The organism is Glutamicibacter sp. ZJUTW, from assembly GCF_008370855.1.
GTDB classification, from domain to species: domain Bacteria; phylum Actinomycetota; class Actinomycetes; order Actinomycetales; family Micrococcaceae; genus Glutamicibacter; species Glutamicibacter nicotianae.
Genome location: NZ_CP043624.1, coordinates 2,629,556 through 2,652,791, shown reverse-complemented (window position 1 = coordinate 2,652,791; position 23,236 = coordinate 2,629,556). Strand labels below are relative to the sequence as shown.

16 protein-coding genes and 1 riboswitch are annotated in these 23,236 nt (G+C 59.7%); of the genes, 9 read left to right on the top strand and 7 right to left on the bottom strand.

Going from position 1 to position 23,236, the window contains the following annotated elements:
- Positions 1-2: 2 nt before the first annotated feature.
- Together F0M17_RS12520 and mnhG are read left to right on the top strand one after the other, a co-directional pair.
- Positions 3-269 (top strand): monovalent cation/H+ antiporter complex subunit F, encoded by a 267-nt coding sequence (locus F0M17_RS12520; protein ID WP_038991741.1) that lies wholly within the window; start codon positions 3-5, stop codon positions 267-269.
- Positions 269-670: a monovalent cation/H(+) antiporter subunit G gene (gene mnhG / locus F0M17_RS12515; RefSeq protein WP_038991739.1), complete on the top strand. Its 402-nt coding sequence runs from the start codon at positions 269-271 to the stop codon at positions 668-670. Before F0M17_RS12520 ends, mnhG begins: the two co-directional genes overlap by 1 nt.
- A gap of 60 nt (positions 671-730) precedes the next feature.
- Here mnhG and F0M17_RS12510 read toward each other — a convergent pair whose 3' ends face one another.
- Entirely contained in the window at positions 731-982 is a 252-nt protein-coding gene (locus F0M17_RS12510; protein ID WP_038991737.1) for a DUF4235 domain-containing protein, read from the bottom strand.
- Positions 983-1,057: 75 nt separating this feature from the next.
- A riboswitch (TPP riboswitch) is annotated at positions 1,058-1,178 on the top strand.
- Between the two features lie 62 nt (positions 1,179-1,240).
- Between F0M17_RS12510 and F0M17_RS12505 the strand changes: the two genes are divergently transcribed.
- Both F0M17_RS12505 and F0M17_RS12500 read left to right on the top strand, forming a co-directional pair.
- Positions 1,241-1,849: an ECF transporter S component gene (locus F0M17_RS12505; protein ID WP_066141114.1), complete on the top strand. Its 609-nt coding sequence runs from the start codon at positions 1,241-1,243 to the stop codon at positions 1,847-1,849.
- Complete coding sequence (locus F0M17_RS12500) at positions 1,846-4,173, top strand: ATP-binding cassette domain-containing protein (RefSeq protein WP_149597196.1); 2,328 nt, start codon at positions 1,846-1,848, stop codon at positions 4,171-4,173. The genes F0M17_RS12505 and F0M17_RS12500 overlap by 4 nt, the downstream gene beginning before the upstream one ends.
- On the opposite strand, the gene F0M17_RS12495 is transcribed toward F0M17_RS12500, so the two are convergent.
- Entirely contained in the window at positions 4,170-5,045 is an 876-nt protein-coding gene (locus F0M17_RS12495; RefSeq protein WP_038991732.1) for an aminodeoxychorismate lyase, read from the bottom strand. The genes F0M17_RS12500 and F0M17_RS12495 overlap by 4 nt on opposite strands.
- A 165-nt stretch (positions 5,046-5,210) precedes the next feature.
- Here F0M17_RS12495 and cls point away from each other — a divergent pair, with 165 nt between their 5' ends.
- Positions 5,211-6,707, top strand: coding sequence for a cardiolipin synthase (cls, locus tag F0M17_RS12490; protein ID WP_256370177.1), 1,497 nt, complete (start codon positions 5,211-5,213; stop codon positions 6,705-6,707).
- Positions 6,708-6,717: 10 nt separating this feature from the next.
- On the opposite strand, the gene F0M17_RS12485 is transcribed toward cls, so the two are convergent.
- The 4 genes from F0M17_RS12485 to F0M17_RS12470 form a co-directional block, all read right to left on the bottom strand.
- Entirely contained in the window at positions 6,718-8,643 is a 1,926-nt protein-coding gene (locus F0M17_RS12485) for a chorismate-binding protein (RefSeq protein WP_246857059.1), read from the bottom strand.
- Between the two features lie 73 nt (positions 8,644-8,716).
- Entirely contained in the window at positions 8,717-9,226 is a 510-nt protein-coding gene (locus F0M17_RS12480; RefSeq protein ID WP_038991730.1) for a low molecular weight protein-tyrosine-phosphatase, read from the bottom strand.
- A gap of 139 nt (positions 9,227-9,365) precedes the next feature.
- Complete coding sequence (locus F0M17_RS12475; RefSeq protein ID WP_066141102.1) at positions 9,366-9,989, bottom strand: LysE family transporter; 624 nt, start codon at positions 9,987-9,989, stop codon at positions 9,366-9,368.
- 9 nt (positions 9,990-9,998) lie between these two features.
- The gene (locus tag F0M17_RS12470) at positions 9,999-10,496 is read right to left on the bottom strand and encodes a MarR family winged helix-turn-helix transcriptional regulator (protein ID WP_038991728.1); all 498 of its coding nucleotides are present in this window, start codon (positions 10,494-10,496) and stop codon (positions 9,999-10,001) included.
- A 173-nt stretch (positions 10,497-10,669) separates the two neighbouring features.
- On the opposite strand from F0M17_RS12470, the gene F0M17_RS12465 reads away from it, so the two are divergent.
- From F0M17_RS12465 to pulA, 3 genes are all read left to right on the top strand, one after another.
- Positions 10,670-12,766, top strand: coding sequence for an MMPL family transporter (locus F0M17_RS12465; protein ID WP_168202071.1), 2,097 nt, complete (start codon positions 10,670-10,672; stop codon positions 12,764-12,766).
- A gap of 301 nt (positions 12,767-13,067) precedes the next feature.
- Positions 13,068-14,642, top strand: coding sequence for a DEAD/DEAH box helicase (locus tag F0M17_RS12460; RefSeq protein ID WP_149597193.1), 1,575 nt, complete (start codon positions 13,068-13,070; stop codon positions 14,640-14,642).
- 297 nt (positions 14,643-14,939) lie between these two features.
- Positions 14,940-20,714: a pullulanase-type alpha-1,6-glucosidase gene (gene pulA, locus F0M17_RS12455; RefSeq protein ID WP_149597192.1), complete on the top strand. Its 5,775-nt coding sequence runs from the start codon at positions 14,940-14,942 to the stop codon at positions 20,712-20,714.
- A 177-nt stretch (positions 20,715-20,891) separates the two neighbouring features.
- On the opposite strand, the gene F0M17_RS12450 is transcribed toward pulA, so the two are convergent.
- A complete protein-coding gene (locus F0M17_RS12450) occupies positions 20,892-21,200 on the bottom strand; it encodes a PLD nuclease N-terminal domain-containing protein (RefSeq protein WP_168202015.1) in 309 nt (102 codons plus the stop codon).
- Positions 21,201-21,373: 173 nt separating this feature from the next.
- Between F0M17_RS12450 and dnaK the strand changes: the two genes are divergently transcribed.
- On the top strand, positions 21,374-23,227 hold the full coding sequence (gene dnaK, locus F0M17_RS12445; RefSeq protein ID WP_149597190.1) for a molecular chaperone DnaK: 1,854 nt from the start codon (positions 21,374-21,376) through the stop codon (positions 23,225-23,227).
- Positions 23,228-23,236 lie beyond the last annotated feature (9 nt).

Here is a 23,236-nt window from a genome sequence, read left to right as displayed (position 1 = left end):
ACATGCTGGATATCGTCATCTGGATCTGCGGCATCATGCTCGGGCTGGGTGCCATCGCCTGCCTGATCCGGGTTGCCAAGGGGCCATCAATCCTTGACCGGGTGCTTGCCCTGGACGTGATGCTGCTGATCATCTCCGCCGCCCTGTGCCTGGAGATGGTGCTGCACAAGCACACCGACTACCTGCTGTTCGTGGTTGCCGCGTGCATGCTCGGCTTCATCGGCTCGGTGACCGTCTCACGCTTCGTCTCGGATCAGAGGAATGCCTAATGGAACTCTTCCTCGATATCCTCGTCGCCATCCTGCTGATCCTCGGCTGCCTGATGTCCTTGATCGCAGGCATCGGCTTGCTCACCTTCCCGGACATGCTCACCCGCATGCACGCGGCCACCAAGCCGCAGGTGCTCGGCTTCCTGCTGATCTTCGCCGGGTTGGCCATCTACCTGCGCAGCTGGGCGGTGATCCCGGTCCTCGCGTTGGCTTGGGGCATGCAGCTGCTGACAGCGCCGGTTTCCGCCCACATGATCGGCCGTTCCGGCTACCGCACCAAGCACGCGGCCAAGGAAACCCTGTTCTCCGATGAGCTCAGCCTTGTGGTCAACAGGGTCAACGGCGCACCGCCCACCGGAGCAACACCGATGTCCAAGGCCGAAGCGCCAGAGGACAAGTAATGCGAAAAGAGCGGGAGCAGTTCAGCTGAACTGCTCCCGCTCTCGGCTTGCCGCCGAAGCCTATTTGGTGAACTTGGCAACAACCTTGTTGGCGCTGCGGTCGGCCACGGTCTGCATGATCGCTGCCACCAGGGCCGAGACGATCGCGAAGCCCAATGCGCGGCGGAAGGACGCTTCAGCCGCTTCCTCGGTGCCCTTGCGTGGCGCTTTGCTGCCGGTTGCCTTCAACCAAATGAAATCAACCAGCTTGCCACCGAGCATGCCCGCGCCAACGGTGATGCCGGTAGTGACAAGTTTCTGCACTTTATCCATTTTTTCCTCGCGATCAAGCTCGTGACACATCGTTCCTCTGCCCAGCATACCTGCGGTATGGTGGGGGAGCAGTAATTATTCCGACAGGGGAGCGTCAGACTTCTACGAAGTCGCAGGACGCTGAGAGTGCGATGGATCGCAGACCCTCGAACCTGCCCCGGCTAGTACCGGCGAAGGAAGTCGAGCATCTCGGATGCGGATAGGCGCAGCATGCCCTCATTCCGTGCATCCCCCCTCCTTTCCACAGGAGGACCAACAATGAACGAAACAATTTCGAAGCATCGTACCGGCTGGCGTGTCGTCGATATCGTCGTGGCATCGGTGATCGCCGTGGCTTCAGGAGTCATTTTCTGGGCATGGAGTGCCGGCTACGGCCTGTTTTCGCTGGCCTTCGCGGCTTTCCCTCCAGCCACCGCGCTGCTCACCGGCATGTGGCTGTTCCCCGCGGTGCTCGGCGCATTGATTATCCGCAAGCCTGGCGCCGCGCTCTACTGCGAGCTGCTGGCCGCCGTGGTTGAAGCGCTGCTCGGCTCGCACTATGGGTTGACCGTGCTGATCTCCGGCCTGGTCCAAGGCCTGGGCGCGGAGCTGGTCTTCGCGGCATTCCGCTACCGCAAGTGGAACCTGGGCGTGGCACTTCTGGCAGGCCTGTTCTCCGGCCTGTTCGCCGGCATTACCGAGGCATACATCCTGGCCTACTACGTCGAGTACACCGCCGGGATGAAGATCTTCCACGTGATCGCCACCGGTGTTTCCGGTCTGGTCATCGCCGGGCTGCTGTCCTGGCTGGCCACGCGCGGACTGGCGAAGACCGGTGCCCTGAGCGCACTGGCGAGCCGGCGTGCACACCTGGAAACCGCAAAATGAGTTCAGTTGCCAATTCCGATGCCGCCTCTCTGACCCAGCGCGGGGCGTCAATCACCGCAACTGGTTTCGGCTGGCAGCACTCGGAGCGGCAGGAACCTGCCATCTCGGGGCTGGATCTGCAGATCCACGCCGGTGAAAAGGTGCTGCTGCTCGGTCCATCCGGTGCCGGCAAGTCGACGTTGCTGCATGCAATGGCCGGGCTGCTGGAAGCCGATGAGGATCAGCAGCTTGCCGGCCAGCTGCTGATTGATGGCAACGATGCATTCAGCCGGAGCCACCCGGTGGGCTTGATGCAGCAGGACCCGGAAACCCAGGTCGTGCAAAGCAGGGTCGCCGATGATGTGGCCTTCGGAGCGGAGAACCTCGGGATGGATCCGGGCGTGATCCGCCAGCGGATCCCCGAAATGCTGGACGCGGTCGGATTGGGCGCGCTGTCCTTCGACCACCGCACCCAGCAGCTCTCCGGCGGGCAGAAGCAGCGCTTGGCCCTGGCTGGCATCCTGGCCATGGAACCCGGCCTCATGCTGCTCGATGAACCGACCGCCAACGTGGACCCGCAGAGCATCGGGCCGTTGCGCGATGCGGTGCTGAACGCCGCGAAGCTATCCGGTGCCACGCTGGTTGTGGTCGAGCATCGGCTCGAAGCCTGGGCAGAGCATATGGACCGGGTTATCGTGCTGGAACCGGGCGGGGGAGTCGCGCACGACCTGGATCCGCGTCAGCTGTACACCGAAGAACCCGTGCGCCAGGAGCTGGCTGCCGCCGGGCTATGGGTTCCCGGATATGTTCCGCAGGTGGCACCGGCCGAGAACCTTGCCGGAGCTATGCTGCTGGAAGCGCGGCAGCTGGTCTGCGCCCGCACGGCTACCGCGCCGCATACCCAGGCGGTGGATATGGAAGTGCAGGCGGGCACCGCCACGGTGATTCTCGGCGAGAACGGCGCCGGCAAATCGACGCTGGCCCTGGCCTTGGGCGGTTTGCTGGCCCCGGCCAGCGGTGAGCTGACGGCCACCGCGCAACTGGCCGACGGCCTGGGCAATTCCCCGTTTGCTTGGAAAGCCGGTGCACTGATCGGGCGGATCGGCTCGGTCTTCCAGGAGCCCGAACACCAGTTCGTGACGCAGAGCGTCCGCGAAGAGCTGGCTTTCGCACCCAGCCGTGCGCAGGCGAGCAGCGCCAACGCGCCGAAGTACGACCCGGCCCAGGTCCAGGCGCGCGTCGATGCGTTGCTTGAACGCTTGGGGTTGGCGCATTTGGCTGAGGCGAATCCGTTCACGCTATCCGGCGGAGAGAAGCGCCGGCTGTCCGTGGCCACCGTTTTGGCAGCCTCGCCAGAGGTGCTGATCCTCGACGAGCCGACGTTCGGGCAGGATGCGAACACCTGGCGGGAGCTGGCCGGGTTGCTGGTCGAAGAGCTGCAGCAGGGCACTGCGATCATTGCAGTCACCCACGATGAGCATTTTGCCTCGGTGCTCCAGGCCAACCAGCTGGTGCTCGCTTCCGGCACCCCGGATGCTGATGCCCCGCGCCAAGGGCCGGTGCTCGATGCGCCGGTAGGGCACAGCTGGCTGGCGAAGATCAATCCGCTGGCCAAGCTGGGTGCGGTGGCCGCGGCAACGCTGCCGCTGATCACCACCTTGGATTGGGTCTCGGCACTGGTGATTATCCTGGCGACCGTGGTGTTCTTCCCGCTGGCCGGGCTGAGCCTGCTGAAATTCCTCAAGCGTGCGTGGCCGTTGCTGCTTGCCGGGATCTTCGCGGCCTGGGGCATTGCCCTGGTGGGCCAGGACAGCGGCATGGTGTACGCACAATTCGGCGCCTTCAGCATCACCGAGGGATCGGTAGCCGGCGGCATCGCCACCGGACTGCGCGCCTTCGCACTGGCCATCCCGTGCATCTTGCTGCTGGCCACCACGAACCCCAGCGATTTGGGCGGGGCGCTGTCCCAGCAGCTGAAGGTCCCGCACCGGTTTGTGCTCGGGGCGCTGGCAGGCATGCGATTGCTTGGGCTGATGGTGGAAGAATTCACCACGCTCACCCTAGCCCGGCGTGCTCGCGGTGTCGGAAACTTCGGCACCGTGGGCCAGCGCATCAGGGCAACCCTCGGCCAGGTGCTGGCGTTGCTGGTGCAGGCGATACGCCGCGCCGGACGGCTGGCAACCACGATGGAGGCCAAGGGGTTCGGCACGGCCAAGCGCACCTGGATTCGCACGGCCACCTTCACCTGGCGTGATGGCATGGTGCTGGCAACCGGAATCCTGCTTGGCACGACCGCCATGGCTGCGGCCGTGCTGGCAGGGACCTACAACCTGGTGTGGTCCTAGCGGATTGCGTCGCTCAGGGCGCTGAGCTCCTCATGGAGCTCGGCGTCCAGCCGCAACGGCTTGGCATCGATGGTGCGCACCGGGGTGAGCAGGCGGATCGATGACACCAGCCACACGCCGTCGGCCTGGTACAGGTCTTCAGGGCGAAGCGGGCCATAGCCCAGCTCCCAGCCGTCCTGCGCCGCCGCATCGAAGATCGCGCTTTGCGTGGTGCCTGGCAGAATGCCGGTTTCCAGCATCGGGGTGAGCAGCCGCTTGGTCTCGCCATCGCGCTGGGCAACCAGCACGGTTGAGGTCGGAGCTTCGAGGATGATGCCGTCAGCCGAAGTGAAGATGACGTCATGGGCGCCGTGCTTGTGCGCGTAGCGCAGGGCGGCCATGTTGATCGAATAGGAGAGGGTCTTGGCGCCCATCATGAGCCATGGTGCGCGTTCTGCCAGCTTCGAGTCGTAGCCGCGGTCCAGCAGCAGGACATCCACGCCGGTTTCGCGCTGTTCCTTGCCCAGCGCCGGTGCCGGGGTGACGGTGACCCAGCAAATGGCGGGATCGTTGTCGTGCTCGCCGCGTGCAGCGACCAGCTTCACCACGGCCTCTTCGGCGCCGCCGGTGGCGTCGAAGTCGGCCACCGCGGTGTCGACCGCGGCATACCAGCTGCGCGAATCGGGGATGGCCAGGTCTGCGACTTCAGCAGAGATTGCCAACCGTGCCAGATGCGCTTCGAATTTGCGGACGGCCTGGTTGGTGTAGAGCATCGATTCGAAGATGCCATCACCTCGCGTGACTCCCTGTGCAGTGACCAGAAGTTGCGGTGCGGTGATATCGGCAAGACGTCCGGCCGGATAGGCAGGATCCAAGAATACAAGTGAGCTCATAAAGACAGATTATCGAACCCCAGCGTCTTCTGCGTGATTTCTGCGGGCGGAGATTCAGACAAGCAGGAGATTGTTCGATAAGCTAATCGAAGGATTTTGGCCTGTATATCGCAGATCAGAGGCCGAAATGCCAACTTCGAGTGTATAGCCAAAGGGGGTGCCTACGTGTGGCCGAGCAATGAAGTCTTCTTGCAGATCGGCGGTGTTCTCTGGAGCGTGCTGGTCGCGATTGAGCTTGCGGTCCGCTACTTCATGATCGGCATCGTTCCGGGCAACCGGCGCCCCACCACCGCAATGGCATGGCTCTTGGCCATCTTCTTCCTGCCCGTGGTAGGACTTGTCGCCTATTGGCTATTCGCCAATCCACGGCTGTCGCGCAGCCGGTTGGAAAAGCAGCGGCGGGCTCACGATGAAATCATGAAGGCCACGAGCCACATGCAGCTGCCCGAAGAATTCCATTCCCAGGAGGAATGGGTCGAATCGGCGGTCATGCTCAATCGCAACCTTGGTGCCATGCCGCTGGAAGGCGGAAACCAAGTTGAGGTCCTTTCCGATTACCGTGCCTCGCTTGACGCAATGCGACTGGAAATCGAAAAGGCCACCCGTTATGTGCACATCCAGTTCTACATCATGGGCGATGACCCGGACTATGTTGGGCCGGTACTCGATGCGCTGGAAGCGGCAGCGGATCGCGGCGTGCACGTCCGATTGCTTTTCGACCACTTGGGGACCTTGCGCGTCAAGGGCTACAAGGATTTCAAGAAGCGCCTGAAGAAGTCCAATATCAACTGGCACCCGATGCTGCCCATCGACTTGATTGGCCGGCGCTGGCGACGCCCGGATCTGCGCAACCACCGCAAGATCCTGGTGGTTGACGGCGAGGTGGCTTTCACCGGAAGCCAGAACCTGATCGAACCTGGCTACAAGCGCGAGTCCGCCCACAAGGTTGGCCGCGAATGGGTTGAAATGATGTTGCGCGTCGAAGGCCCGCTGGTGCGCAGCCTGGACGTCACCTTCGCTACCGACTGGTGGCAGGAGGACGACGACCAGGAAGTGCTGATGGACATGGCCGAGGCCCGCCACCCGCTGGCCTACGAGGAACGCCCTGGCTCCACCCTGGCGCAGCTGCTGCCCAGCGGCCCAGGCTACGGGACCGAGAACAACCTTCGGCTGTTCAATACGCTGATCTATTCGGCCTCCGAACGCCTGGAGATCACCAGTCCCTACTTCGTTCCCGACGATTCGCTGCTCTACGCCATCACCACTGCCGCACAGCGCGGGGTGGAAGTCGAGTTGTATGTTTGCGAAGAAGGCGACCAGTTCCTGGTGCACCATGCACAGCAGTCGTATTACCAGCAGCTGCTGGAAGCCGGCGTGCGCATCCACCGGTATCCGGCTCCCATGGTGCTGCATACCAAGTGCTTCACCGTGGATAACGAGGTGGCGGTGGTGGGATCCTCGAATATGGATATGCGTTCGTTCAGCCTGAACATGGAAATATCCGTGATGCTGCTGGGCCAGGAAATGGTCGATGCGGTCAACCAGGTGCAGAACCACTACCGGGAGATTTCTTCGGAAATCACCCTGTCGCAGTGGCGTCGCCGGCCGCGCATGCAACGTTGGATCGACAACGTCGCACGCCTGACGGCCACCTTGCAGTGACGCTGAGCGCTTAGGATTTGTCCGGGAAGCTGGCCCCCAGCGCCTGGAGCACACCACGGGATTTGGTGATGACCTCGTCCCATTCGTCGGCGGGTACCGAATCTGCGGTAATCGCTCCGCCCAAGCCCAAGCTCAAGCGCCATGACTGGTCAGCCAGCTGGTCGCAGACCAGGGTGCGGATCACCACTGAGAAGTCGGCAGCGCCATCAGCACCCAAATAGCCCACCGCCCCTGAGTACAGTCCGCGGGCACGATGGTCTTCCAGCTCATCCAGGATATTCATTGTGGACAGCTTCGGTGCACCGGTCATGGAACCGGGAGGGAACGCTTCACGCAGGGCCTCGGCGGCCAAGTGCGGGGAGGACAGCGTGGCGTCGATGGTCGAGACCATCTGGTGCACCGTCGCATAGGATTCCACCGCGCACAGCCGGGCTACCTTCACCGAACCGGGAACCGCATGGTGCGACAGGTCGTTGCGCAGCAGGTCGACGATCATGATGTTCTCGGCCCGGTCCTTGGGATGCGTAGCCAAATCATGCTTCAAAGCGAGATCCGATTCTTCATTCTCGCCGCGCGGACGGGTGCCCTTGATCGGCTCGGCCCGCAGCTGCCCGTCCTTGGACAGCGCGAGGAAGCGTTCCGGCGACATGCTGGCGATCTGCAGATTGGCGAAGCGCAGGTAGTGGGCAAAGGGTGCCGGGCTGGAGCGGCGCATGCGGCAATAGGCTTCGAATGGATCGAACTGTTCGGCATGGGCGGTCAACTCGGTGGTCAGGCACACTTCGTAGGTGTTGCCTTCATAGATCTCCCGTTGAGCTTTGCGGATCTTGTGCCTGTAGCCGGTTGCAGTATCCGCGCAGCTGAATTCCGGGATGGGCAATTCCCGCCCGCTGCGCAGTTCTGGCGGGTTGCCCAATAGGATGCTCACTGCCGCTGCGGGCTCGGCAATGCTGTGCAGATGCATCTGCTCTTGGTGATGGTCGATGACCACCACGGTGTCCGGCGCGAAGAACTGGGCATCCGGGCGTACCCGTCCGGGTTCAACCACAGCCTGCAGATCTGCTGCGCCGACCTCGCGTTTCAGCTCATACCCGAGATACCCCACCCATGCGGGCAACGGATAGCCGGTTTTCGCATCGATTGGCGAGCCAGGCCAGCAGCCAGCCAGGGCGCGGAAGAAATCTTTGCCCAGCCGTACTTCAGCGCCGGGCAGTCGGATGCTCGTGCCGTGGCTGGTAGCGCTCAGCAACGGCGGCTGCTGAGCAGTGGAGAGAGCAAGCACCGAATAGCGATTGCGTCCCAATGGGTCGCTGAGCTTGTGGCTTGTCGATTCCAATAACGCGGCATGCGGAAGGGCAGCGGCCAGTTGCTCGAAAAGCGAGGCCGCATCACCTGGCGCCTCGTAGCTCTGGCGGAATTCCAGGACGCTGGGAGCCGTGTTGGGGCCTGCGCACCGCTGGCGTATTCCGGCGGGCAGGTATGGGCAGGCCAGTGCCCAGATTTGCATGGGATCGCGGTCGCTGGCGGCGTCCATCACCAGGTCGGCCGCGTGGTGCGGGTTATGGGCCTTCAGGTACCGATCTTCCTGCTCGGCCCACATGTCCCAGTACGGGCGGTAGGTCTCGCCGTCGCGGGCCAGGGCCCGGTCGCGGCGGCAGTTTTCCGGGGCCTCAAGCCAGATTCCGAGGTCGAGGTACTTCCGGGCTGCGCCATGGAGCGCGCCGACGCCTTCAACGATAACGATCTCGGCAGGCGAGAAGTTGCTGGATTGGCCGAGGGTACTCGATTCCCAATCCCAGGTGGGGAATGTAGCGGTGAGCCCTGCTGCCAGCTGCGGCAGGATCCGTTCATACAGCTCGAAGGAACTGTGCAGTCCATCCCAACCGTGGTAAAGGTCTTCAAGGCGCAAAATAGCTACGGAGGCTGTGGCTTCCAAGTATTCCGCTAGGTCTGTTGCAAAGGTGCTTTTGCCGGATCCGGAACGCCCGTCAATGGCAATAAGTGTTGGTCTAGCGGTTTCCACGAGAGGTGATATTACTCCGCACGTAATCTACAAGGGCAGGCAGGGAAGCAGAAATGAGTTTCCAGGTCTCGCGGAAATCTCCCGCGTCACCGTACCAAGGGTCGTAAATGCCCTGCTGGTCGTGCGGGGAGCTCGCGGTTCCCGGATCGAAGGAACGGAACATCCGCAGCTGCGGGCGTTCGCTCGGATCGATCTCGGCCAATTCAGGAACGAGATCCTCGAAGTGGTCGGTGTCCATTGCCAGGACAAGATCCATCTTGGCAATTTCGTCCGAGTCGATCTGGGCGGCAATGTGCTCAGCAGCATCAAGCCCATGGCTGCGCAGCGTACTGGCGGCCCGCTCATCGATGCGCTTGCCGACTTCACCATCGGTGATGGCTCGCGAAATGACCTCCACCTGCGAGACCTCGGCGTCCTTGAGCGCATTCTTGAGCATGTACTCGGCCATGGGGGAACGGCAGATATTTCCCGTGCACACGATCATTATCCGGAACATGGCATCAGTCTATGGGCACAAGGCGATTCGATCGATAGCTACGCGCCCGTTTCCCGGCAACAAAACGGCAACGATTCGGTGCGCAGGGCCATGAATGGGTTACGACTAGGGGTTCAAGACGGCTTTGAGGGAGAAAAAATTAGTGGATCAGCAACAGCAGCGCGGCGACCAGGATGAATAGGATGCCGAAGAGGATGTTCAGCAGCTTGGCACCCCGGTAGGTGGCGGTGAAGCGTTGGAAGGTACGGGCGGTGCCGGCAAAGAAGAAGAACATCACCAGGATGTCCACCACGATGACCGTGCCGATGAAGATGGCGTATTGAGCCAGGAGCGGCTGGTCGGCGCGGATGAACTGCGGGGTGAAAGCCAGGAAGAAAACTATGGCCTTGGGGTTGAGCAGGTTGACCAGGATGCCGCGGTTGAGCATGGCCCAAGGGGTCAGCTTGTGCCCGCTGCTGGATCCGTCGGAGGCGACCTCGGGTTTGGACAGCAGCATCCGGATGCCCAGGTACACCAGATAGGCAGCTCCGGCGTAGCGGATGATGGCGAAGAGCAACGGCGAGCTGGCCACGAGCAGCCCGACTCCGGCTGCGACGATGACCACATGGATCAGCAGGGCGATCTGCTGCCCGAGCACGCCCCAGATGGAAGCGCCCCAGCCCTGCCTCAAGGAATTGCTCATGGTATTGATCGCACCGGCACCGGGGGTGAAGCTGATGACGATGCAGGCGCTGAGAAGGGAAAGCCAGAGTGAAAGGGTCACTGCTTAATGCTAGGTTGCCGGGATGCTGCGGGCTGATTCGTTGCGCGCTGTTACGGCTTCTTCGCGAGCACTGTCCACCCCGGCAACCGCTTCGGCCATGAAACGGGCTATGACCTGCAGCTGCTGTTCGTCGTAGTGGCTGATCACTTCGCGCATTTTGATGCCCAGCGGCATGAACATTTCCCTGCCCTTGCCTCGTGCTTTGGCGGTCATGGCAATGCGGATGACACGGCGGTCCGCATCCGAGCGCTGGCGCTCGATCATGCCCAGTTTTTCAAGGCGGTCGAGCATGGCGGTGGTAGCTGGGGAGCTCAGCTGCAGTTCGCGGCTCAGGTCGCGGGGAGAAGGCAGCTGGCCGCGTTGCTCGTGCTTCATGATGATCGACAGCGCATTCATGTCCGTGCGATGGGTTCCGTACAGTGCTCCGGTGGACTCAACGTACCGATCTGAGGCCTGGCCGAATTCCTGCAGGAGCATGACCAAGCGGTGCTGTTCTCTGGCGCTCATAAGCGCAATCCTAGTCTGAAAAACTCAATAGCCTAGGAAGTATTTCGATAATGGAAATACATCTTGTAGTATTGCGTTCGGGATCGCTGGTCGATCCACCGGCAGCAAATACGAGTGAGGACGGATCAGTGGCGCATCTAGCGAAAACCGGCCAGGCACCGGGCAAGAAGCGAATGAACAAGAAGAACGTCGGCATCAGGGCGGGAATCTATGCCCTGGTGATCGTCCTGTGGCTGGGTGTCGCCGGAATTGGAGGCCCGACCTTCGGCAAGCTTTCAGAGGTCCAGACCAATGACCAGACCTCATTCCTCCCGGCTACCGCGGAGGCAACCGAGGCCCTGGAATGGCAGAACAAATTCCGCTCCACCGATGCAATTCCAGCGGTCGTGCTGCTCACCAGCGATGCCGGGGTCAGCCGGGAAAGCGCCGCGCTGGTGGGCGAAGCGCTCAACGGCTTCACGCATCTTGACGGCCAGATCACCGGCCCCTTCCTCTCCGAGGACGGCAAGGCCGCTGAATTCATTGTTCCGGTCTCCGGCGAGGTGAAGGCCAACGAGGGAGTCGACGAACTGCGTTCGCTCCTGGCCGCCGAGAAGCCCGAGGGCGCCAGCGCCTATGTCACCGGCCCGGCCGGCTTCAGCGCCGACCTGGTCGAAGCCTTCGGGGGCATTGACGGAGTGCTGCTGGGCGTGGCGCTGGCCGCCGTGCTGGTGATCCTGCTGCTGGTCTACCGCTCGCTCCTGCTTCCGTTCACGGTGCTGCTGACCTCGGTGGTGGCGCTCTGCGCGGCAATCGTCGCGGTGTACTTCATGGCATCCGAAGGATGGATCCGCCTGGACGGCCAGGCCCAGGGCATCTTGTCGATCCTGGTCATCGGCGCGGCGACGGACTACTCCCTGCTCTTCGTGGCACGGCACAAGGAAGCCCTCGTTGCAGGTGAGGACAAGTGGCGGGCTGTGGCATCCGCGTGGAAGGGTTCGGTGGAACCGATTGCCGCTTCGGGCGGCACCGTGACGGTGGGCCTGCTGTGCCTGCTGTTCTCGGATCTGAACTCGAACAAGGCGCTGGGCCCCATCGGCGCCTCGGGCATCATCTTCTCGATCATCGCCGCATTGACATTCCTGCCGGCGGTGCTTGGCCTGCTGGGCCGGGCCGCCTACTGGCCATTCCCGCCCAAGCCGGCGGCCGCGGATGCCCAGGGCCAGCAGAAAGAAGGCCTGTGGGGCCGCATTGCGCGTTTTGTCGCCAATCATCCGCGCCCGATCTGGATCATCACCGCGCTGGTGCTGGCCGTCGGAGCGCTGGGCATGACCCAGCTCAAGGCCCATGGCGTGCCGCAGAGCGAGCTGGTGGTGGGCGCTTCCGAAGCGCGAGATGGCCAGATCGCCCTGGGCGAGCACTTCCCTGGCGGATCGGGCTCCCCGGCCACGGTGATCATCGATGAAGCTGAAGCACAGACTGCCCTGGAAAAGGCCCTCGATGTCACCGGCGTGGATTCGGCCTACCTGCAGGCCGAAGACGGGGGACCGGCGATGGCCGCCCGAGGAGCCGAGCCGTACAGCGTCGAAGGCCGCAACCTGATATCGGTGACCCTGTCCGATGCGGCGGACTCGGATGCCGCCAAGCAGACCGTAGTCGAGCTGCGCGAGCAGATGCACGCGCTCGATGCCAACGCCCTGGTCGGCGGCACCACTGCGACCCAGCTCGATACCAACGAGACGGCGATTGCCGACCTGTTCAAGATCATTCCGATTACGCTCCTGGCCATCTTGCTGATCCTGATGCTGCTGCTGCGCTCCATTCTGGCGCCGGTGCTGCTGATCCTGACCACTGTGCTTTCCTACGGCACCGCCATGGGCGTCAGCGCGCTGGTCTTCAATAACGTCTTCGGGTACGTGGGCGCAGATCCGTCCGTGCCGCTGTTCGGCTTCGTCTTCCTCGTGGCGCTGGGCGTGGACTACAACATCTTCTTGATGACCCGTGTGCGCGAGGAATCCTTGAAACGCGGCACCCGCGAGGGCATGCGCGTGGGCTTGAAGGTCACCGGCGGCGTGATTACCTCCGCCGGCGCGGTGCTTGCCGCGACCTTTGCCGCATTAGGTGTTGTGCCGATCATGTTCCTGGGCCAGCTGGGCTTCATCGTGGCCTTCGGCGTGCTGCTCGATACCTTTGTGGTCCGCAGCCTGCTGGTTCCCGCGCTGGTTGAGGAAATTGGACCAAAGGTCTGGTGGCCCTCGAAATTGGCGAAGAAGAAGTTCGAATTGAACTAGCAAGAAGTTCGCAGAATCCGGGAGTGCAAGTGGTGAACATCTCCCGGCATAGCAGTGCAAATCGGGGCCGCTCACAGACGTGCCCCGCTTGAGCACTGTAGTATGGATCTTTGTGCGTCACCGGAAAATTCTGTGGCGTATGCGTCGACAGTTTAGATTTCCCCTCCAGTAGATCGCCCGGACAACCTCCGCCGGTTCACTTTTGGTAGCAGGCCATGGCCTTGCACGTTGCGGACTTCCTCCTGGCTCGGCGAAACCCAACGCCTGCATCAGGCGTGCGAATCAGAGAGAAAGTTTGAATATGTCCGTAACTTTTAGCGCCCTCGGTGTGCCCGAATACCTTGCCAAGGTCCTTGCCGACAGCGGAATCGAATCCGCCTTCCCGATCCAGGAAGCGACCCTGCCTTCGACTCTCGCCGGCGGCGACGTCCTGGGCCGCGGCCAGACCGGTTCCGGCAAGACCCTGGCTTTCTCGCTTCCACTGGTAGCGCGTTTGGCAGATCGCCCGCAGCGCCGCAAGGCTCGTTTCCCCCGTGCGCTGATCATGGCTCCAACCCGCGAACTGGCAACCCAGATCGCCAAGACCGTTGAGCCTTTGGCGAAGGCTGCCGGCCTGCGCACGACCGTGATCTACGGTGGCGTGGCCCAGAGCCGCCAGGAAAAGGCCATGAACGAGGGCGTTGACATCGTCATCGCCTGCCCAGGCCGCCTCGATGACTTGATCAAGCAGAAGATCGTCGACCTGTCCCAGCTGGAAATCTCCGTGCTGGACGAGGCCGACCACATGGCAGACATGGGCTTCTTGCCTGTAGTACGCCGCATCATGGACCGCATGCCAACCGGCATCCAGCACATGCTGTTCTCCGCCACCTTGGATAACGGCGTGGACAAGGTAGTCAAGCGCTACCTGAGCCACCCGACCATTCACTCGGTGGATGCGCCCGAGGCCGCTGTGAACACCATGGAGCACCACGTCTTCGTCATCGGCAACGATGATAAGAAGGACCTGATCCGCGTCCTGGCTCAGGGCACTGCCCGCCGCATCATGTTCATGCGCACCAAGCACCACGCCAAGAAGATGGCGCTGACCCTGTCCAAGGCTGGCGTTCCAGCAGTGGACCTGCACGGCAACCTGTCGCAGAATGCCCGTGACCGCAACCTTGCTGCTTTCGCTTCAGGCGAGGCGAAGGTGCTTGTCGCTACCGACGTTGCCGCTCGTGGCGTGCACGTTGATGGTGTGGAACTCGTGGTTCACATTGATCCACCTGCGGAGCACAAGGCTTACACCCACCGTTCGGGCCGTACCGCACGTGCCGGTTCGGATGGAACTGTAGTGACCATCTGCACCCCTGATCAGCAGGGCGACGTTGCTTCCTTGCTGAAGCAGGCCGGCCTGAAGGTACCTTTTGAAAAGGTCAGCCTGGACTCGCCAGTTGTTGCCAAAGTAGTCGGCGAAGTTGCTGAACATGTTCCTTATGTCGCACCAGTACAACAGAAGCGTAACCCAGCGAAGAAGAAGCCTGCTGGCGAATCTTCGAACGCACGCGGTGGGCGTGGCGGCGGACGAAATGCTCGTGGTGGGAAGCCTGCCGGTGAGGCACCTGGCCGCGGTGGAGACCTTCGCCGTTCAGATCGTTCCGGTGCATCGAACCAGTCGGAGCGTCCAGCACGCGAATCACGCGGTGCTAACGCTGAGCGTCCTTCACGTGGTCCCAACACCGAGCGTCCTTCACGTGGTGCCCGCGGTGCTAACGCGGACCGTCCAACAAACTCCTCGCGCTCAGCACGATCCGGTGGTCGCAATGCTGCAGGTGCCGCAGGTGGCCGCTCACGTGGACCACGCCGTGCATCAAGCCCTGCTACCGGCAGGCGCTAAGAACTAGTACCCAAAAGAAGCTCCAGACAGCCAAAAGCTGTCTGGGGCTTCTTTTTGGTGGTGGGGTTGCGAGCGGATCGGAAAATGAGAATCGGGACTTTTACACCAGAATGTGCAAGCGTTTCCCATGTAATAAGTTGGAAAATTACTGAAAATTTTGATGTTTTACCTGCATCCGAGTGTAAATGTTGGAAACGCTTGCACTTGATGGAATTCGCTCAGTAGTGTGGGCTGAATCACTGGCAAGCCACCTAGTGTGGCCTGCCGCTCGCACCTTCGAATTCAATGGAGCATTTCATGAACAGCCGAAACGCTGCTTCCTCCGTGCGCAGTCAGTCACTGCCACCAGGCCTTCATAAACGTAGTTGGCGTCGTTGGGTCGCCGCCTTGGCCGCGACCCCGATGCTGGCGCTCGCACCCATGGCGCCACTGGCTAGTATTCCTGCCGCGGCAGATGAAACTTCTGTGACTCTGGCCGGTTCTTTTCAGTCGTTGTTGGGATGTTCCGCTGACTGGATGGCTGACTGTGAAGCTACCAGTCTGCAATCCACGGACCAGGAAGGGCAATACAGCCTGGAAGTGGAGGTTCCGGCGGGGAACTATGAATACAAAGTAGCGTTGAACAAAAGCTTTGACACGTCTTATGGACTCGACGGGGGCGAAGAGAACATTCCCCTAGCACTGAGCGCGGATAGCCGATTGCGCTTCACCTTTGATACGGCTACGGGGCTGACGCAGGTTGTACCACTGGACCTTCGCGGAGAATATTCCGATACTGACGCCGATTTGGTCTCTGCGCCGGTCAGGCAAGCCGGCTCTGGTGAGCAGTTTTATTTCGTTATGACAGACCGCTTTGCCAATGGGTCAAGGGCTAACGACACCGGCGGTTTGGAAGGCGATCGGCTAACCACCGGGTTTGATCCGACGAACAAAGGATTCTATGAAGGCGGTGACATCGCAGGCCTACGCTCCAAGCTTGACTACATTCAAGGCCTTGGCACCAGCGCCATCTGGCTCACACCCAGTTTTAAGAACATGCCGGTTCAGGGTAGTGGTGATGATGCCAGCGCCGGATACCACGGCTATTGGGTCACCGATTTCACTCAGATCGACCCACATCTAGGCACCAATGAAGAACTCTCCGAACTGATCGATGACGCCCACAAACGTGGCATCAAGGTGTATTTCGACATTATCGTGAACCACACCGCAGATCTCATCGATAATAAGGAAAAGAAGTATTCCTACGTTGAGCAATCTTCCGTTCCTTATAAGGATGCTCAGGGCCAAGCCTTTGACCCGGCGGACTACGCAGGCAGTGATACCTTCCCAGAGCTAGATGCTTCCAGTTCCTTCCCCTATACCCCGGTTGTTTCTGATCAAGTCAAGAAGGTTCCCGACTGGCTCAATGATCCAACGCTCTATCACAACCGCGGGGACTCAACATGGGAAGGCGAGTCGGTCACCTACGGCGATTTTCAAGGTCTTGATGACCTCATGACCGAAAATCCTAAGGTCGTCAACGGTTTCGCAGAGGTCTACAAAAACTGGGTGGACTTGGGAATTGATGGCTTCCGCATAGACACCGCAAAACATGTGAATTTCGAATTCTGGGAACAATGGACCAAACAAGTTCAGGACTATGCACGAGCCCAGGGTAAAGACGACTTCTTCATGTTTGGCGAAGTTTATGATGCCGATGCAAAAAAGCTATCGCCCTACGTGCGTAAGACGGAAATGAATTCCGTCCTTGATTTCACGTTCCAATCTGCGGCTGCCGGTTTCGCGGGAGGAAATTCAGCCAAAACGCTAAGCACGCTGTTCTCGGCGGATGACTACTACACCACGGCAAACACCTCAGCTGATGCCTTACCAACCTTCCTCGGTAATCACGATATGGGACGCATTGGGTACTTCCTGAACAACAGCAATCAGAAACTCAAACGTGTTGAACTGGCCCATGAACTGATGTTCCTGACCCGTGGCCAGCCGGTGGTTTACTACGGTGACGAACAAGGATTTGCCGGCACCGGTGGAGACAAGGATTCTCGCCAATCACTGTTCGCTTCTCAAGTCTCGGACTATCAGAACCAAGAATTGATTACTGGAGAAAAGCTCGGAAACCAAGATCGTTATGACAGTGATTCTCCGCTGTATCAGCACATCGCGGCCCTCTCTAAACTTCGCGGATCAAACAAAGCGCTGAAGGGAGGGGCGCAAGTAGAGCTATACGCCCAAGATTCCAAGGGAGTTTATGCTTTCTCGCGTGTGGACCGTGACGAGAAAACCGAATATTTGGTGGCCCTGAACAATTCGGAAGAATCCGCTGATATTGAGTTGTCGACTCTGACCTCCGACGCAAGTTACTCAGCGCTCTATGGCGCGGAAGGCAAACTCAGCAGTGCTGCGGACGCTAAACTCAACGTGACGGTGCCAGCGCTATCTGCGGTGGTTTATAAAGCTGACAAAGACGTAGACAGTGCTGCCTTCACACCTGAGATTTCCGCTCCAAAATCTGGGGCAGGGCTCAGCGGCGTATCACCCGTATCCGTGGATCTAGGCGAACAGGCGTGGGCTGAGACAAGCATGTCGTGGCGTGAAGTAGGCACCGAGAAGTGGCACCTACTGGGCGTGGCAGAAGGCCACACCCCACGAGTCTTCCACGACGTTTCATCGCTACCACAAGGCACCTTGGTGGAATATCGTGCGGTGAGTACCAATGCCGCAGGTGAATACAGTGCCGCTTCCACTTATGCTTCCGTGGGCAACGATGTATCCGGGTTCGCGAAGGAAAAACCGGTTGAATCGGACATCTCCATGGTCACCGTGCCAGGAAGCCATAACATCGAAATGGGTTGTGTCACGGACTGGGATCCGGCCTGCGAGGCCGCCAAACTTACTGAACAGCCTGGCGGGGTCTACTCTGGTGAATTCGAAGTCCCGGCAGGGGACTATGAATACAAGGTAGCCATCAACGGATCATGGGATCTGAACTACGGCGTTGGTGGCGTTGCCGGTGGTGACAACCTCAAATATTCTCACGAAGGCGGGTCCGTCAAGTTCTTCTTCGATCCACGCAATAACATCGTACAAAGTGATCAACAAGGTCCCATGATCACCTTGCCGGGAAGTTTTCAAGATGAGTTGGGCTGTGCTTCCGACTGGGATCCAACCTGTTTGGCAACTTTGATGGCTGACCCAGATGCTGACGGTACCTACGAATTCACTACGGAGAAAATTCCGGCCGGCACCTACGAGTTTAAGGTGTCGCATAACTTCGGGTGGGAGGAAAATTATGGCGTTGACGGTGCTGCCGGAGGTGCTAACTACAGTCTCTCGGTGACCGAGGGGAAGCCGGTGAGCTTCAGCTATGACTCGAAGACTCACCTGCTGCAGATTGGTTCTGACACCCAAACAGTCGACGGCGTTGGTCAAATGAAAGCGCAGTGGATTTCTGCAGATACGATTGCTATTCCCCGTGATCTGGGTAGTGGCGAAAGCTATGCCCTCTACGCTGCCAAGGACGCCGGCTTGAAATTGGAGGGAAACGAGATCTCCGGTGCGAAGCCACTTGAGCTCAAAGAAGTTATTGGCGGGTTGAGTGCAGAGCAACGTAAGAAGTTCCCGCATCTTGCTGACTACCGTGCTTTGCGTATTGACCTTAAACGTGAGGACGTAGCCTCTGCATTGCGCTCACAAATGGCCTTGGCACGATTCGACGGTGAAGGAGATTCCAAGAAACTCACCGCCTTCACCGGAGTCCAGAGTGCTGGTGTTATCGATGATCTCTATGCCAAGGCGCTTGAAGATGTAGAACTCGGCGTGAGTTTCACCGGGAAACGCCCTACTTTCAGGCTCTGGGCACCCACGGCCCAAAACGCAACACTGCTGATTACTGACAAGAAGGAGAAGACCACACGATACGCTGCTAGCTATTCGGAGGACAGCGGTGTGTGGACGGTCAAGGGCAAGCCTCAGATGGCTGAGGCGAAGTACCGGTGGGAAGTCCAAGTCTTTGTCCCGGAAACCGGCAAGATTGAAACGAACATCGTGACGGATCCTTACTCGGTAGCACTCACGACTAATTCCACCCACTCGGTGGCTGTGAGCTTGGAGGATCCTCACCACCAGCCAAAACAGTGGCGTAAGGCCAAAGCCAAAAACGTCGAAAAGGACGTGGACCGCAGCATCTATGAACTGCAGATCCGTGACTTCTCGATTTCAGATGCTTCGGTGCCCGAGAACCTGCGGGGCCGCTACGGAGCGTTTGGAGCCAACGGAGCCGGAAGCAAGCAGCTCAAACAGCTCTCCGAGGCTGGCCTGACTACCGTTCACCTGCTGCCAAGTTTTGATATCGCCACCATTGAGGAGGAACAGTCTCAACGTGTTGAGACGGACTGTGATCTGAAGTCGCTGCCGGCAGCCTCGAGCAAACAACAAGAGTGCGTTACCGCTCATGGTGATGAGGACGGATTCAACTGGGGCTATGATCCCTTCCATTTCATGGCTCCGGAAGGTTCATACGCAACGAACCCTGAAGGCGCTAATCGGGTGGAAGAATTCCGCTCAATGGTCGGTTCTTTGCACAGCATGGGGCTAGAAGTAGTGCTTGATCAGGTGTTCAACCACACGGCAGCCTCAGGTCAAGCCGATCGCAGTGTGCTCGATAAGATCGTGCCCGGTTACTACCACCGGCTTGATGCTACTGGGAAAGTCGAAACTTCGACCTGCTGCCAGAACCTGGCCACGGAACATGCTGCGGCGCAGAAACTGATGGTTGATGCCCTGGTGGTGTGGGCCAAGGACTATAAGGTTGATGGATTCCGTTTTGACCTCATGGGCCACCACTCTCGAGAAACTATGGAAGCTGTACGTAGCGCACTGGATGAACTGAAACCGGGACGCGACGGAGTGGATGGCAAGTCCATTTACCTGTATGGCGAAGGATGGAACTTTGGTGAAGTGGCGGACAATGCTCGCTTCTACCAAGCGACTCAGGGGCAATTGAACGGTACCGGCATCGGGACCTTTAATGACCGACTGCGCGATGCCGTTCATGGTGGCAGTCCTGTTGATTCATCCTCAACATTCCGTCAGGGCTTTGGTACCGGCTTGGGCACGGATCCCAACGGTAATAAGGCCAATGGGAGCACCGAGGAAGCGTTGAAAGATCTCGGGCACGAAACCGACCTGGTGAAGCTCGGCTTGGCTGGCAACCTGGAAGGGTTCGAGTTCCTCACTTCGGATGGCAGCGTGCATCGTGGTGATGAGTTGGATTACCGCGGAGCGAAAGCGGGCTATGCCTCGCAGCCGGGGGAAGTGATCAACTATGTTGACGCGCACGATAACGAAACGCTCTACGACCTCACTGTGCTCAAGTTGCCACGAGATACTTCCATGGAAGATCGAGTGCGAATGAATACTCTCTCGCAAGCAACCGTGATGTATTCACAAGCTGTTCCGTTCTGGCATGCCGGAACCGAGTTATTGCGTTCAAAGTCTTTGGACCGAAATTCCTATAACTCGGGGGACTGGTTCAACCGCATCGACTTCTCCGGCGTGGAGAATACTTTTGGCTCCGGGCTTCCACCCAAGGCGGACAACGGTGAGAAGTGGGATCTGATGGCTCCACTATTAGAAGACCCTGCGCTCAAGCCCGATGCAAAGGCCATGACTGATGCTGAAGGCGCTGCTCTGGACTTGCTGCGGACTCGTAAAGAGGTAGGTCTCTTGCGTTTGGGCTCAGCTGATCTCATCGAGCAAAAGGTGAGCTTCCCGCTGGGTGGGGCCGAAGCCGAACCAGGAATTATCGTGATGCGTATCGACGATACCGTGGGCAAGGATGCTGATCGTAAGCATGATGGGGCCTTGGTGCTCTTCAATGCCTCGCCGAAGGAGAGCACGCAGACCCTTGAGGAATTAGTAGGTCACGATTATTCGCTCGCCAAGTCTCTTGCGAAAGGCAGTGATGACCGGGTGAAGTCGACTTCGTTCGACAGTGCCACCGGTGAGCTGACTATTCCGGCGCGCACTGCGGCGGTGTTGGTGGAACCTCAGGGCTCGGTTAGGTAGTAGATGGGAGCATTCCTGATGGATCATCTGTCGCGATTATCCGCAGGAACATTGTTGGCAGATGAACTGATCGAGCCAGTGCGGCAATCGAGGTTTTCATTGCCAAGGCGTCCACGCTGACAGCGAACAACCCGTTCTCGTTTTCGCGAGAGCGGGTTGTTCCATTGTGTCTGTAAATCAGTTTTGAGGGTCTTTGCGACGACCAAAAATGAAGTAGGAAAGGCTTCCCAGTACGTTGAGGCAACTGACCACGGCCCACAGTGGTTTTGGCCCTCTCACCAGCTGAACGGGGCGTCGACGTAGATCCCGCAATGCTGCAATCATCAAAGTCAGTTCGATAATTCCAGCGGCGACTACAGCAATTTGAGTTCGGCGATCCAGCTCCCGGAAAGACCGTTTTTTCGGTAGGTTAAGGCGCCGGGAGCGCAGGGTGGATTGTCCTTGAGTGCCTTGCGTGTCCTGTGTCTGAAAATTATTTTTCGGCATGGGAATCATTCTTGCACTTTGTTCGTTGAACAAGACAGAACGCAAAGTTGAGTGAGGTTGGCTCAAGTTAATTTGACAGTCGAAAGCGGCTGAGTAAACTTGAGTCCAGAACGCTCAATCAGGATAAAAATCCTCAGCGTTAGTACTTTCAACCAAGGCAAAGGAGAGCCATTATGTCGCGTGCCGTAGGTATCGACCTAGGAACCACCAACTCCGTAGTTTCCGTGCTCGAAGGTGGTGAGCCAACCGTTATCGCAAACGCGGAAGGCAACCGTACTACCCCGTCGATCGTTGCTTTCTCGAAGAGCGGCGAAGTCCTGGTTGGCGACATCGCCAAGCGCCAGGCAGTGAACAACATCGACCGCACCATCTCATCGGTCAAGCGCCACATGGGTACCGACTGGAGCATCGAGGTCGACGAGAAGAAGTACACCGCACAGGAAATCTCGGCTCGTACCCTGATGAAGCTGAAGAACGACGCTGAGTCGTACTTGGGCGAAAAGGTCACCGACGCTGTGATCACCGTTCCTGCATACTTCAACGACGCAGAGCGCCAGGCCACCAAGGAAGCCGGCGAGATTGCCGGCCTGAACGTCCTGCGCATCGTCAACGAGCCAACCGCTGCCGCACTGGCCTACGGCCTGGAAAAGGGCAACGAGGACGAGCTCATCCTGGTCTTCGACCTCGGTGGCGGCACCTTCGACGTGTCCCTGCTGGAAGTCGGCAAGGACGACGACGGCTTCTCCACCATCCAGGTCCGCGCAACTGCAGGCGACAACCGCCTGGGCGGCGACGACTGGGACCAGCGCGTTGTCGACTGGCTGCTGGCCCAGGCCAAGGCCAAGGGTGCAGACCTGTCCAAGGACAAGATCGCCCTGCAGCGCCTGAAGGAAGCTGCTGAGCAGGCCAAGAAGGAACTGTCCTCGGCTACCAGCACCAACATCTCGCTGCAGTACCTCTCGGTCACCCCAGAGGGCCCAGTGCACCTGGACGAGCACCTCTCGCGTGCCAAGTTCCAGGACCTGACCAAGGACCTGCTGGAGCGCACCCGCAAGCCATTCAATGACGTCATCGCAGAAGCAGGCGTCAAAGTTTCGGACATCGCCCACGTGATCCTGGTTGGCGGTTCCACCCGTATGCCAGCAGTTGCCGAACTGGTCAAGGACCTGGCCGGCAAGGAAGCCAACAAGGGCGTGAACCCTGACGAGGTTGTCGCCGTGGGCGCAGCCCTGCAAGCCGGCGTGCTGAAGGGCGAGCGCAAGGACGTTCTGCTCATCGACGTCACCCCACTGTCCCTGGGCATCGAGACCAAGGGCGGCGTGATGACCAAGCTGATCGAGCGCAACACCGCCATCCCGACCAAGCGTTCGGAAACCTTCACCACCGCTGAAGACAACCAGCCTTCGGTTTCCATCCAGGTCTTCCAGGGCGAGCGCGAGTTCACCCGTGACAACAAGGCTCTGGGTACCTTCGAGCTGACCGGTATCGCACCGGCTCCTCGCGGCATCCCACAGGTCGAGGTCACCTTCGACATCGACGCCAACGGTATCGTGCACGTATCCGCTAAGGACAAGGGCACCGGCACCGAGCAGTCGATGACCATCACTGGTGGCTCCTCGCTGTCCAAGGAAGACATCGAGCGCATGGTTCAGGAAGCTGAAGCACACGCCGAAGAGGACAAGGCACGCCGCGAAGCTGCTGAGACCCGCAACGCTGCCGAGCAGGCAGCCTACTCGGTGGACAAGCTGATCAAGGACAACGAAGACAAGCTGCCAGAAGAGGTCAAGACTGAGGTTCAGGCCGACGTTGACGCACTGAAGGCTGCTCTTGAGAAGCAGGACAACGACGACGAGGTCAAGGACGCGTTCGAGAAGCTGCAGGCTTCGCAGACCAAGCTGGGCGAGGCAATCTACGCCAACGCCCAGGCTGAGGGAGCTGCTACTGGCGAAGGCGAGCAGGCACCTAACGCTGATGAAGACATCGTCGACGCCGAGGTCATCGACGAAGACGAAGCCGACAAGAAGTAGGGAGTTTAG